The organism is Glaciibacter superstes DSM 21135 (genome assembly GCF_000421145.1).
Taxonomy (GTDB): Bacteria; Actinomycetota; Actinomycetes; order Actinomycetales; family Microbacteriaceae; genus Cryobacterium; species Cryobacterium superstes.
In genome coordinates, this window is sequence record NZ_ATWH01000010.1 from 184,529 (window position 1) to 196,851 (window position 12,323).

Here is a 12,323-nt window from a genome sequence, read left to right on the forward strand (position 1 = left end):
GATGCCGAGCACGTATCCGAAAGACCGCTTCGACGACCTTCCGCGCCACCTCGATCGGGTGGGCGCCCATCGCGCTCCGGGAAAACGCGGGCGCGGCTGGGTTTCATTCTGGTGGGCGCTCGCCGCAACGATCGTTCTGATCGCCCTCGGCGTCGGCGGACTATTCCTCCTGAACGATCGCCTCAACTTCGACCTGCCTGGAACCGGTTCCCCGTCCGCAGCCCCGACGCCGACCGAGTCCGCAGCGCCGCCAGCCGTAGAACCGACTGTCGACCCAAGCCTGAGCGTGACCGTGCTGAACGGAACACCCGGTGCGGGAGTTGCCGCCGGCGTCGACGAGTTGCTCACCGCAGCAGGCTGGACTGTCGGAGCAACCTCCAATGCCAGCACCGAAGATGTCGCGGAGACCATCGTCTACTACGCCGACCCCGCGTTGGAGGGTGCCGCGCGCGGCGTTGCCGACTCCATCCCGGGTGCAGATATCCTCCTCGCCCCAGACTTCGCCGAGTCTGGAGCGGCCCTCACGGTCGTCGTCGGCAACGACTACGTTCAGCCGGCAGCCTGACCTCACCCGGCCGGCGTCAGTCACGCCAAGCCAGACAATTCGGAGCCGCTCGGTCCAATTCGGACAAAACACCCGACTAACGCCTCCCGCAGCGCCGGGCGGCGTTAGTGTGTGGGGCGTGACTTCGCACACCAGTCGACGGATGCCGCGCGCGGCACGCTCCGCAGCATCCGTCATCGTCGGCGCTGTCGTCGCCGGCTCGGCGCTCGCCGCAGGACTGGCCGGCTGCAGCAGCCCCCCTTCTCCGACTCCGACACCGACACCGACGGAGGCGGCCTGGGTCTCTGACTACGTGGCGCCGGAGCCGCAGGTGCTCTCGCCGCTGCGGGGCACCAGTGTCGCACCGGGCAGCGTGGTCGGCCCGGCGCTCTCAGCGAAGGTCGACAACCACGACGGTGCCAGGCCGCAGATCGGCCTGGGCCGCGCCGACATCGTCTTCGAGGAGCTTGTCGAAGGCGGCATCACCCGCTACGTGGCGATCTGGCAGAGTGACGTGCCTGAACTGCTTGGCCCGGTGCGTTCGATCCGGCCGATGGATCCCGACATCATCACCCCGTTCGGTGGCATCGTCGCCTATTCCGGCGGTCAGGAGCAGTTTGTCGAGATGATGATGGCGACACCGGTGGTCAATGCGGTATTCGACTACGACGACACGGACATCTTCTATCGCGTGGACGGTTATGAGTCCCCTCATGACGTCGTCGTGAAGGCGATAGAGCTCGTGGCCCGAAATGCCGACCTGGCGCCGCCCGCACAGCAGTTCGCCTACGCGGCGACCCCGGCCGCGGCATCCGCCGTCGTGGACGGCACTGGCGTGTCAGCCATCAACACCCGATTCTCCGACGAACGCTGGCCGAGCTGGTCGTGGGATGCCGCAGGCCAGCTCTACCTGCGATCGCAGGAGGGCTCGCCGGACCAGGACAGCGACGGCGTGCAATTGGCTGCGACGAACGTCGTGGTGATGCGCGTCGGCATCGACTGGAGCTACGGCGAGGTGCCGAAGACCGTCATGCTCGGCTCCGGGGAGGCCTGGGTCTCCAGTGGCGGCAAGACCATCCACGGCACCTGGGCGAAGGATGCCGCCACCTCACCGATCAGGTTGGTGGATGACAGCGGGGTCGTCATACGCCTCGCAGAGGGCAACACCTGGGTCGAGCTGGTTCCGTCAGACCAAGGCTCTGTCGAGCTGGTGCCGTAGCGCACGTCACGCCTTCGCTGGTCCCTTGTCGTGGCCCCGCATTGCGACCACCTGACGTTCACTTGCACTCTCGACCCCAGAGTGCCAGAATCGACCTAGCACTCTCCTGATTTGAGTGCTAACCCATCACAGTTTTGGAACGTCCGGGAGGGACGAGAAACACACATGGCAAAGATCATTGCTTTTAACGAAGAGGCCCGTCGCGGCCTTGAGCGCGGCCTGAACATCCTCGCCGACACCGTCAAGGTCACCCTTGGCCCGCGTGGGCGCAACGTCGTACTTGAGAAGAAGTGGGGCGCCCCCACGATCACCAACGACGGCGTGTCCATCGCCAAGGAGATCGAACTCGACGACCCGTACGAGAAGATCGGTGCGGAGCTCGTCAAGGAGGTCGCCAAGAAGACAGATGACGTCGCTGGCGACGGAACCACCACCGCCACCGTTCTCGCCCAGGCGCTCGTTCGCGAAGGCCTGCGCAACGTCGCGGCCGGCGCAGACCCGATCAGCCTGAAGCGTGGAATCGAGAAGGCCACCTCTGCGGTCATCGCGGAGCTCGTCGCCAACGCGAAGGAGATCGAGACCAAGGAAGAGATTGCGGCCACGGCATCCATCTCTGCCGGTGACAGCGAAATCGGCGCGATCATCGCCGAGGCTATCGACAAGGTCGGCAAGGAAGGCGTCGTCACCGTCGAGGAGTCGAACACGTTCGGCACCGAACTTGAGCTCACCGAGGGAATGCGCTTCGACAAGGGATTCCTGTCGGCATACTTCGTGACCGACCCCGAGCGCCAGGAAGCGGTCTTCGAAGACCCGTACGTCCTGATCGTCAACTCCAAGGTCTCGAACATCAAGGACCTGCTGCCGATCGTCGACAAGGTCATCCAGACCGGCAAGCAGCTCTTGATCATCGCCGAGGACGTTGACGGTGAGGCCCTGGCCACACTGGTCGTCAACAAGATCCGCGGCATCTTCAAGTCGGTTGCCGTCAAGGCTCCTGGCTTCGGCGACCGTCGCAAGGCGCAGCTGCAGGACATCGCCATCCTCACCGGTGGCCAGGTCATCTCTGAGGAGGTCGGTCTCAAGCTCGAGAACGTCACCCTTGACCTGCTCGGAAGCGCACGCAAGGTTGTCATCACCAAGGACGAGACCACGATCGTCGAGGGTGCAGGCGACACCGAGGCCATCGCCGGTCGCGTCGCGCAGATCCGCGCCGAGATCGAGAACACCGACAGCGACTACGACCGTGAGAAGCTCCAGGAGCGTCTCGCCAAGCTCGCCGGTGGCGTTGCTGTCATCAAGGCCGGCGCCGCAACGGAGGTTGAGCTCAAGGAGCGCAAGCACCGCATCGAAGACGCCGTCCGCAACGCGAAGGCTGCCGTCGAAGAGGGCATCGTCGCCGGTGGTGGCGTTGCGCTCATCCAGGCCGGTAAGACTGCTTTCGAAGGCGCGGCCATCACCAGCCTCGTCGGCGACGAGGCAACGGGTGCGAACATCGTGCGCGTCGCTATCGACTCGCCGCTGAAGCAGATCGCGCTGAACGCCGGACTCGAGCCGGGCGTTGTCGCCGACAAGGTGCGCAACCTGCCCGTCGGACACGGCCTGAACGCCGCGACCGGTGAGTACGTCGACATGATCGCTGCCGGCATCAACGACCCGGTGAAGGTCACCCGCTCCGCGCTGCTGAACGCATCGTCGATCGCCGGGCTGTTCCTCACCACCGAGGCTGTTGTCGCCGACAAGCCGGAGAAGAACCTGGCTCCGGCCGGCGACCCGACCGGTGGCATGGACTTCTAAGACTTCAGGTCTGAATCCAACCCGTTTCACACGCTGGGCGTCTCCCCTCGGGGAGGCGCCCAGCGTCGTTAACTCGCCGACTCGGCCGACTCGCGCGGCCAAGTTCTTCGGCCGCGCGCCATTTACGCGCGCATGCGCCACGCGCGCATAGAGCGTCCGCGCGTAAATGGCGCGCGACGGCCGCGACCACGGGCCGGGGCCAGGGCGAGGCAGGGGCGAAAGCCAGGGCCGGAGCCAGGCGCCGATCGTCCGTCAGCGGGAGAACAGCCTCGCGTTGGCCTGCTCGATGTCTGAGTACTGTTGGCCGGCCATGGTCAGGCCCTGGTTCAGCGCTTCGAGGTTCTGCGAGACCTGCACCTCGGTCGCGCGCCAGTCTGAGACGGCAGACTGGAACGCCGCGGCGGCCTGACCTGACCACGAAGATTGCAGGTTCGTCAATTGGTTCGTCAGCGCAGACACCTCCGAACGGATGCGCTCCATCGACGCACGCACTGTGGCCGTTGTGCTGAGTACCGCTTCGCTGTCGACCTGATACCTGGTCATGCCACCATCTCCTCTATTCTTCTGGACATTCTGTTGTTCTGGCCATTCCCGGTGGAGTGCCTGACTTCGACAGTAGGGAGGCCTGCCAGAGGAATGGCCCCCAGAGGGACGAACGGTGGAGAAGTCGCAGGTATCGCCCCTGTGGAGGGAGCAGGCGGCGGTGCGAACGCCGGTGACCCAAAGAACCGTTCAATCGTGCCATCTCCCTGCGGCGAAGGCTGGTTCGGTGACCAGCTGCGAAGTGCAGGTCCGCGGCCCCTTCCGCGCGTCGGTTTCTGGAGGTCGGGGCAGAATCAAACTTGCCCTTGACACCATTGCTTCCTTAGATGTACAACTAACTTAGTCATTCGACTAAGACAGTTGACTAGCGAGGTGTGACATGGACGAGCAACGATTGATGAACTTCGTCGGCAAGGCCGTCGGAGACATCGGCACACTACTGAACGGAGCGCTGGTGGTGATCGGCGACCGGCTTGGTTTGTATCGAGCGATGGCTGACGGGCAATCGATAACACCGGCGCAACTTGCCGAAAAGACGGGCACGACGACGCGGTACCTTCACGAGTGGCTGAATGCGCAGGTCGGCGGCGGCTATGTGACGTACGAGGGCAACGGCCACTACTCGTTGCCCGCCGAATACGCGGTGGCGCTCACCGACGAGTCCAGCCCGGCGTGCGTGATCGGCGGCTACGAGCTCGCGCTCGCCGCTGTCCATTCGACGGACCGGCTTACCGAGGCCTTTCGCACCGGTGCCGGAATCGGATGGGGCGAGCATCACGAGGACCTCTACCCCGGATGCGAACGATTCTTCGGCCCGTCCTACCGGAATTTCATCGGTTCTGAGTGGATCCCGTCACTGAACGGTGTTGACGCCGCTCTCAACGCCGGTGCCAGCGTCGCGGACATCGGGTGCGGTCTCGGCGTCTCTACCGTCGCGATGGCGAAGTCCTACCCAGCGGCGACGTTTGTCGGGTTCGACCAGCACGACGCTTCCGTGGAGCTGGCACGGGTGAGGGCATCAGAGGCCGGACTGGCCGATCGCGTGAGCTTCGAAGTCGGCACGGCGCGGGACTTCCCCGGTGGATATGATCTCATCACTGTGTGCGACGCGCTGCATGACATGGGCGACCCGGCCGGCGCCGCGGCTCACGCCCGTCAGGCCCTGCGACCTGGGGGCACTCTGATGGTCGTCGAACCTCTCGCTGGCGACAGCATTGAGCAGAACCAGAACCCGGTCAGTACCGCCTACTATGCGTTCTCCAACTTCCTGTGCACGCCGAGTTCGCTGTCGCAGGAGGGGGCGATGGCGCTCGGAGCCCAGGCGGGGGAGGCCCGTCTCACCGCGATCCTCCACGGTGCGGGTTTCAGCTCGGTGCGCCGCGCCGCAGAAACGTCGCTCAACATGGTCCTCGAAGCGAAGGTGTGAATGTGGCGAGCACAGCAGGAACCACCCGGCGGAATCCCGCGAGGGCCACCAGTGCGGCGCGGCAGCAGGCGACGACTGCGCTCCTGGACGCCGCCGAGTCACTTCTGGTCGACGTCGGCCAGGCGGGAGTGACCGTTCGCGTCGTTGCGGAGCGCGCCAGCGTAAACCCGGGGTTGGTGCACTACTACTTCGGCTCGATGGAGGAACTGCTCATGCAGACGCTCGAAAGGTTCACCTCGCAATTGCTTGCGCGGCAGAAGGCGCTCTACGACGGGCCGGAGCCGTTCGCAGACAAGTGGCGCAACGCGATGCACTACCTCACCGCGGACTTCGACTCCGGTTATCAGAAGGTGTGGTTCGAGTTGCAGGCGATGGCATGGAACCATCCCGAGATGCGCGCGCGCGTTGCGACCGTGCGGACCGAATGGATCGACGTTCTGAAACCGGCATTCGAGAAGGGCCTTGCGGAACTCGGCGTCGACACGGCGATGGTCCCGGCCGACGTGGTGGTCGCGCTCGTGGCGACCTTCAATCAGGGCATCATGCTCGAGCGGCTTTCGGGCTCCGACTCTGGCCACCAGGTCCTCCTCAGCTGGATTGACGCGTGGCTGACCGAGCAAGAGAGACGCGGGCAGAGTGATGCGCGCGCGTGAGCCTGATCGGGAAGGCACGGTCGAGAACAATGGTGTGACCCTGCACTTCGAGGTCTTCGGTGATGACAAGAGCAGCGGATGCCCTACTGTGTTGCTGCTGCCCACCTGGTCGATCATCCGATCGCGATTCTGGAAGTTGCAGGTGCCGTTCCTAGCCCGCCATTTTCGCGTCGTCACCTTCGATGGCCGAGGCACCGGCGGCTCGGACTCGCCCGGAAATTCGGAGGGCTACGCCGTGACTGAGTTCGCCGCGGATACTCTCGCGGTCATGGATGCCACCGGCACAGACCGTGCCGCGCTTGTCGGGTTGTCTCTTGGGGCGCTGTGGGGCATCCGTCTCGCGGCGGAAAGTCCGGAGAGGGTGCTCGGCGTTGTGTGCATCGGTCCGGCGGTTCCACTCGCGCCGGTGCTGCCCGAACGCCTCGGACACCCATTCACCGGGCCAGCCCCGGCAGAGGGTTGGGGCAAGTACAACCGGGATTACTGGCTTGGCGGCGGTTACGCGGACTTCCTCTCGTTCTTCTTCGGGCGGATGTTTACCGAGGCACACTCCACGAAGCAGATTGAGGACACAGTCGGCTGGGGAACAGAAGTCGCACCGAAGGACCTGGTAAACGCGACCGAAGGACTGGAATGGCCCAGAAGCAACGATTTCCGGGCGATGTGCGAACGCGTGACCGTGCCGGTGCTGGTCATCCACGGAGACGAGGACGCGATCCGCAACCCGACGGCCGCGCTCGCGCTCGCGGAACTGACACACGCGCGCCTCGTCACGATCGAAGGTGGAGGGCACGGGCCGCAGGGGCGAGATCCCGTCCTGGTCAACCTGCTGATCAAGCAGTTCGTCGACACCGTCGTGCCCCGGCCGACACGCACAAAGTATTCCCGCCCCCTTCGTCGGCCACGACGCGTCCTTTACCTGTCATCGCCGATCGGACTCGGCCACGCCAGGCGAGACATCGCCGTTGCGTCGCGGTTGCGCGACCTCCACCCCGACGTTCAGATCGATTGGCTGGCTCAACATCCGGTGACAACGCTCCTCGCGGAGAGCGGTGAACGCGTCCATCCTGGATCATCTTGGCTCGCCAGCGAATCAGCCCACATCGAAGCGGAGGCCGGCGAGCACGATCTCCATGCGTTCCAGGCGATTCGACGGATGGACGAGATCCTGATGAATAACTTCATGGTGTTCCACGATGTTGTCAGCCAGACCCCATACGACCTGGTCATCGGAGACGAAGCATGGGACGTGGACTATTACCTCCATGAGAACCCGGAGCTGAAACGGTTCTCGTTCGCATGGATGACCGACTTCGTCGGTTGGTTGCCCATGGCCAGCGGCGGCGCGGCCGAGCAAGCACTCACTGCGGACTACAACGCCGAGATGATCGAGCAACGAGCGCGATTGGGTCGGATTCGGGATAGGTCGATTTTTGTGGGCGATCCAGACGACATCGTGCCGGACGGATTCGGGCCAGGACTGCCCGGCATCCGTTCGTGGACCGAGGACAACTTCGACTTCGCCGGCTACATCACCGGTTTCGACGCCGGAGCGATCGGAGACAAGACGGAGCTGCGCGCCAAGCTCGGCTATCGGCAGGGCGAACGCGTGTGCGTCGTCACGGTCGGCGGGTCGGGTGTCGGAGGATCCCTGCTGCGCCGCGTGATGGAAGCCGCACCTCTCGCGCAGCGCCTCGTGCCGGAGCTCAGGTTTCTGGTCGTCGCCGGGCCCCGGATCGACCCAGGTTCGCTTCCCCGATCGCCGGCCACCGACATCCGGGGCTATGTGTCAGACCTCTACCTGCACCTCGCCGCGTGCGACCTCGCGGTTGTTCAAGGCGGGCTCACCACGTGCATGGAACTGACCGCCTCCAGCACCCCGTTCATCTACTTCCCACTCGCAAACCATTTCGAGCAGACCTTCCACGTGGCATATCGGCTGGATCGGCACAATGCGGGGCGGCGGATGGACTACGGGACCTCAACGCCTGACGACATCGCCCAGGCGATAGTGGACGGGTTGGACAGCACCGCCCGATACCGGGCAGTCCCGTCAGACGGGGCGACGAGGGCCGCCGCGATGCTCGCGGACCTGCTCTGACGTGGGGTGCCTACGGGAGTGGCGTGAGAGTGCGACAACCAGGAGTCCGCGCCGGCGAACGGCCTAGTGTGGAATGACGATGGCACGCGAGACGATATTCACGATCGGACACTCCACTCACCCGGTGGACGAGTTCATCGGCATGCTCGAGGCACATGGCGTGAAGAGGCTCATCGACGTGCGCACCATCCCGAAGTCGCGGCACAACCCACAGTTCAACGAAGACGCGCTCGCAGCCAGCGTACGGAAGCACCGCATCACCTACCGGCGAATGCAGGCGCTCGGCGGGCTACGGCACGTTCGGAAAGACAGCATCAACGGTGCATGGCGGAACGCTTCGTTCCAGGGCTACGCCGATTACATGCAGACCGACGAGTTCGAAACTGCCATCGATCTCCTCGTCGACCGTGGCACGCACTCAGACGCAGCAATCATGTGCGCTGAAGCCGTGCCATGGCGCTGCCATCGGTCGATGATCGGCGATGCTCTCGTGGCGAGGGGAGTCGACGTTCTCGACATCATGACCCGCGCGTCGGCCAAACCGCACACGCTCACGTCGTTCGCTCGCGTTGACGGCACGCGCGTCAGCTACCCGCCGGCTGACTGAGCTGTCAGGTTAGGCGCTGTCCACCCGGGGCTCGACGCGGCCGGTGAGCTGCTGGGGAGCGCTCGACGAGGTGGCGAGCGGGAACCAGACGCGGAAGGTCGCGCCGCCTCCCGGTGTTTCGACGACGTCGACGGTGCCGTTGTGACTGGCGACGATGGAGGCGACAATGGCGAGCCCGAGGCCGCTCCCGCCGGTCTCCCTGGCACGCGAGGAATCCGCGCGCCAGAAGCGCTGAAAGATCTTCTCCCTGATCTGCGGCGGGATGCCCTCGCCGTGGTCGATGATGGCGACGGATGCGCGCTGGTTGCGCCGGTCGACGGTCACCTCTAGCTCGATGGGTATCTCTGGGCCGGTGAAGCGCATTGCATTGCCCATCAGGTTGGTGATGACCTGACGAATCTTGTTCTCCTCGGCCATCACCACCGCAGGAATGGCAGCCGGCTGTTGACTGGCCACCAGGGCTGCCGGGCCAGCGGTCGGAGTACCGGGTATCGCCGAGGCATCCGTTCGCCGTGGTCGGCGTGTGCGTAAACGCGCCAGGGTCGCGCCGGCGAATGAGATTGGCCCGGTGGGCGCGGCGGAGGGGTGGGTGCGGTCGTTTGCTTTCGGGCCGCGCCTGTCGGCGGCGCCGGATGCTGCTGGCGCGTCGTCGTCGGCGTCTGTTGCCACGGCCGCAGCCGCGGCACGGGTGAGGTCACCGGTCGAATGTCCGAGGTCGACCGGGTCCATGGGAGCGGTATCGATATCTTCGATCGGAACGGGAGTGAGCACCGTGACGGTGCGCCCTGGCGAGGATGCCATCGCGTCGAGTGCGGCATCGCGAGCGAGCGGTACCAGATCGACGGGCGCGACGGCGAGGGGCTTGGTCTCGTCGAGCCTGGCCAATTCGAGGAGGTCTTCCACCAGGCCGCCCATGCGGATGGCCTCCTTCTCGATGCGCTCCATCGCCTGGCCGATCTCCTCTGGAGTCTGCAAGGCGCCCATGCGATAGAGCTCGGCGTAACCGCGCACCGAGACGAGGGGGGTGCGCAGCTCGTGGCTGGCATCGCCGACGAACCGGCGCATCTGGTCGATCGTTCGCGCCCGGTCTTTGAACGCCCGGTCGATCCGGTTGAGCATGGTGTTGAGCGAGCGATTGAGCCGCCCGACCTCGGTATTCGGCGTGGCACCGCCGAGCCGCTGGCTGAAGTCGCCGTCGGCGATGGCCGCCGCGGTGCGTTCGACCTCACGCAGCGGCAGGAAGGTAGTTGCGACCAGGAGCCGGGTCAGGCCGGCGCCGACGAGCACCACTCCGATTCCGAAGCCGAAGAAGATAGTGAGGTAGGTCGCCATCTGGTTCTCGGTCGGCTTCAGCGAATAGGCGACAACGAGTGTTCCGTTGGTTCCCTGCGAGTTGATGGTCACCGTGACCGGAACGGCGCGATACGACCCGCCATTCCTGTCGTGGAGGGTCGAGGCCGCGCCGGCGTTCGCGTTGACGGCGAGTGTTGTGAGGGGAAGGTCTGCGACCGGTATTTCGTCTCGGGGCCGGTCGACCCAATTGCTGCACTGAAACTCGCCATTGCCGTCGAAGAGCGCCATGTAGTAGTCACCGCCGTCCATGCGAACATCCTCGTCGGTGCACGGGTTCTTGGTGGTGTCTGCAATCGCCTTCACCTTGGCGTCAACCTGCCGGATCGCATACTCCTTGACCATCACCATGGTGCCGATACCCGAGACGAGCAGGCCGAGGGTCAGCAGGAGCACCGTCACGCCGGTGATCTTGGTGCGCAGGGTGACGCGGCCCAGTCGCTCCGTCAGTGAATCGTGCATCATCCGCAATTCTACGATTGCTGCCTGTGACTCTGCCTTGGCACCGGGCGGCTGGGTGGCTAGCGCGGTCGACGGATCGCTTCCACGGTCATGCGCACGGCGATGAAGGCGAGGAAGGCGGCAAAGAGCACGTTGCCGACGAAGGGCGGTACCGCGGCAGCGGCGATGGCGCCAAAAGCAGTGGTCGCACAGGCCGAGATGCCGATCACCGCGGCGGCGGACAGGTCGACGTTGTGCCTGCGCATGTTCGCGAAGGTTCCGGAGAGCGCCGTCGGTATCATCATCGCGAGCGAGGTGCCCTTGGCCACCAGGTCACTCGCTCCGAACAGCAGGATGAGCATGGGCACAACGACGGCGCCGCCGCCGATTCCGAGAAGACCGGACAGGATGCCGGTGAGCAGCCCCAGCGCGACGATGCCGACGACCACACCGATCGTGAGGTCGATCGTGGCGTCGCGGCTCGGAATCACGAGGAAGAGCGACACGATCACCACGACGATGAACACGATGAAACCCCACCTCAGGGCGGCCCTCGGCAGTCGGCTCAGCAGATGACTGCCGAGCTGGGCCCCGACGATCGAGCCGGCTGCGAGCAGCGCTGCGGCAACCCAGTCGACCGCATCGTTCAGCACGTACGCGATCACTCCGACGACGGTGGTGGGAACGATCGCCGCCAACGACGTTCCGGCGGCCTTTCGAATGTCGAACCGCAGGAGGCCGATGAGCGCCGGAACGAGGAGAACTCCGCCGCCCACCCCGAACAGGCCGGAGAGGAAGCCGGCAACGAGGCCGATGAGTACCAGCCACAGCCAGTCGCCTCGTGTGCGTGGCTGTGGCATCCGTTCCCCGTTTTCCCGCGCGGATGCGTGGATTGAGCCCGAGCGACCTCACGACGCTATCACTGTCGTGAGGTCGGTGAAAACGGCTGCTACGCCTTGTTGGCCTTCAGCATGTAGCCGAACCCGCGCTTGGTCTGGATCAGCGGTTCGCTCGAGTGCGCATCAACCTTGCGGCGAAGATAAGAGATGTAGGACTCGACGATTCCAGCATCGCCGTTGAAGTCGTACTCCCAGACGTGGTCGAGGATCTGTGCCTTAGAAAGCACCCGGTTCGGGTTCAGCATCAGGTAACGCAGGAGCTTGAACTCGGTCGGGCTGAGCTCGATCGGCTCGTCGCCGACGAGTACTTCGTGCGTGTCCTGGTCCATGGTCAGTTCGCCGGCGCGGATCACGGCGTCTTCGTCAGCGTGCATGGTGCGGCGAAGGATCGCCTTGATACGCGCGACGATCTCATCGAGGCTGAAGGGCTTGGTCACGTAATCGTCGCCACCGACGGTGAGGCCGGTGATCTTGTCTTCTGTGTCGTCTTTTGCGGTGAGGAACAGGATGGGGGCCGTGTAACCGGCCGAACGGAGGCGCTTGGTGACGCCGAATCCGTTCATGTCGGGCAACATGACGTCGAGGATGATCAGGTCGGGCTCTTCCTCCAGCACGGCGGAAATCGCCTGTGCGCCGTTTCCGACCGCGCGCACGGCAAAGCCGGCGAAACGGAGGCTGGTGGTGAGGAGATCCCTGATGTTGGGCTCGTCGTCGACTATAAGAATGCGGGGGCCATCGGTCATCCC

Annotated in this window: 11 protein-coding genes; 7 read left to right on the top strand and 4 right to left on the bottom strand. The window is 64.8% G+C overall.

Annotated features, from left to right (window positions below):
* The first annotated feature begins 1 nt into the window (after window position 1).
* The 3 genes from K323_RS0114990 to groL all read left to right on the top strand — a co-directional run bounded on the left by K323_RS0114990 (window position 2) and on the right by groL (window position 3,557).
* Window positions 2–565 (top strand): LytR C-terminal domain-containing protein, encoded by a 564-nt coding sequence (locus K323_RS0114990; protein WP_022886092.1) that lies wholly within the window; start codon window positions 2–4, stop codon window positions 563–565.
* Window positions 566–683: 118 nt separating this feature from the next.
* A complete protein-coding gene (locus K323_RS0114995; protein WP_157509453.1) occupies window positions 684–1,763 on the top strand; it encodes a DUF3048 domain-containing protein in 1,080 nt (359 codons plus the stop codon).
* Between the two features lie 165 nt (window positions 1,764–1,928).
* The gene (gene groL, locus K323_RS0115000) at window positions 1,929–3,557 is read left to right on the top strand and encodes a chaperonin GroEL (protein ID WP_022886094.1); all 1,629 of its coding nucleotides are present in this window, start codon (window positions 1,929–1,931) and stop codon (window positions 3,555–3,557) included.
* A gap of 252 nt (window positions 3,558–3,809) precedes the next feature.
* Here groL and K323_RS0115005 read toward each other — a convergent pair whose 3' ends face one another.
* A complete protein-coding gene (locus K323_RS0115005; protein ID WP_022886095.1) occupies window positions 3,810–4,100 on the bottom strand; it encodes a WXG100 family type VII secretion target in 291 nt (96 codons plus the stop codon).
* Between the two features lie 379 nt (window positions 4,101–4,479).
* Here K323_RS0115005 and K323_RS0115010 point away from each other — a divergent pair, with 379 nt between their 5' ends.
* The 4 genes from K323_RS0115010 to K323_RS0115025 all read left to right on the top strand — a co-directional run bounded on the left by K323_RS0115010 (window position 4,480) and on the right by K323_RS0115025 (window position 8,887).
* On the top strand, window positions 4,480–5,526 hold the full coding sequence (locus K323_RS0115010; RefSeq protein WP_022886096.1) for a class I SAM-dependent methyltransferase: 1,047 nt from the start codon (window positions 4,480–4,482) through the stop codon (window positions 5,524–5,526).
* 2 nt (window positions 5,527–5,528) lie between these two features.
* On the top strand, window positions 5,529–6,179 hold the full coding sequence (locus K323_RS28975) for a TetR/AcrR family transcriptional regulator (RefSeq protein WP_051147377.1): 651 nt from the start codon (window positions 5,529–5,531) through the stop codon (window positions 6,177–6,179).
* 34 nt (window positions 6,180–6,213) lie between these two features.
* The gene (locus K323_RS0115020; protein ID WP_245570998.1) at window positions 6,214–8,280 is read left to right on the top strand and encodes an alpha/beta fold hydrolase; all 2,067 of its coding nucleotides are present in this window, start codon (window positions 6,214–6,216) and stop codon (window positions 8,278–8,280) included.
* A gap of 79 nt (window positions 8,281–8,359) precedes the next feature.
* On the top strand, window positions 8,360–8,887 hold the full coding sequence (locus K323_RS0115025; protein WP_033373296.1) for a DUF488 domain-containing protein: 528 nt from the start codon (window positions 8,360–8,362) through the stop codon (window positions 8,885–8,887).
* A gap of 9 nt (window positions 8,888–8,896) precedes the next feature.
* Here the strand turns inward: K323_RS0115025 and K323_RS0115030 are convergent, their stop codons facing one another.
* The 3 genes from K323_RS0115030 to K323_RS0115040 form a co-directional block, all read right to left on the bottom strand.
* Window positions 8,897–10,702: a sensor histidine kinase gene (locus tag K323_RS0115030; RefSeq protein WP_022886099.1), complete on the bottom strand. Its 1,806-nt coding sequence runs from the start codon at window positions 10,700–10,702 to the stop codon at window positions 8,897–8,899.
* A 56-nt stretch (window positions 10,703–10,758) separates the two neighbouring features.
* Window positions 10,759–11,538, bottom strand: coding sequence for a sulfite exporter TauE/SafE family protein (locus K323_RS0115035; RefSeq protein ID WP_022886100.1), 780 nt, complete (start codon window positions 11,536–11,538; stop codon window positions 10,759–10,761).
* An 89-nt stretch (window positions 11,539–11,627) separates the two neighbouring features.
* On the bottom strand, window positions 11,628–12,320 hold the full coding sequence (locus tag K323_RS0115040) for a response regulator transcription factor (RefSeq protein WP_022886101.1): 693 nt from the start codon (window positions 12,318–12,320) through the stop codon (window positions 11,628–11,630).
* Between the last annotated feature and the right edge of the window lie 3 nt (window positions 12,321–12,323).

Bases quoted from the DNA above. Each gene is read 5' to 3' on its own strand.
- K323_RS0114990 (WP_022886092.1), top strand. From the start codon at position 2: ATGCCGAGCACGTATCCGAAAGACCGCTTCGACGACCTTCCGCGCCAC.
- groL (WP_022886094.1), top strand. From the start codon at position 1,929: ATGGCAAAGATCATTGCTTTTAACGAAGAGGCCCGTCGCGGCCTTGAG.
- K323_RS0115005 (WP_022886095.1), bottom strand. From the start codon at position 4,100: ATGACCAGGTATCAGGTCGACAGCGAAGCGGTACTCAGCACAACGGCC.
- K323_RS0115010 (WP_022886096.1), top strand. From the start codon at position 4,480: ATGGACGAGCAACGATTGATGAACTTCGTCGGCAAGGCCGTCGGAGAC.
- K323_RS0115025 (WP_033373296.1), top strand. From the start codon at position 8,360: ATGGCACGCGAGACGATATTCACGATCGGACACTCCACTCACCCGGTG.
- K323_RS0115030 (WP_022886099.1), bottom strand. From the start codon at position 10,702: ATGATGCACGATTCACTGACGGAGCGACTGGGCCGCGTCACCCTGCGC.
- K323_RS0115035 (WP_022886100.1), bottom strand. From the start codon at position 11,538: ATGCCACAGCCACGCACACGAGGCGACTGGCTGTGGCTGGTACTCATC.
- K323_RS0115040 (WP_022886101.1), bottom strand. From the start codon at position 12,320: ATGACCGATGGCCCCCGCATTCTTATAGTCGACGACGAGCCCAACATC.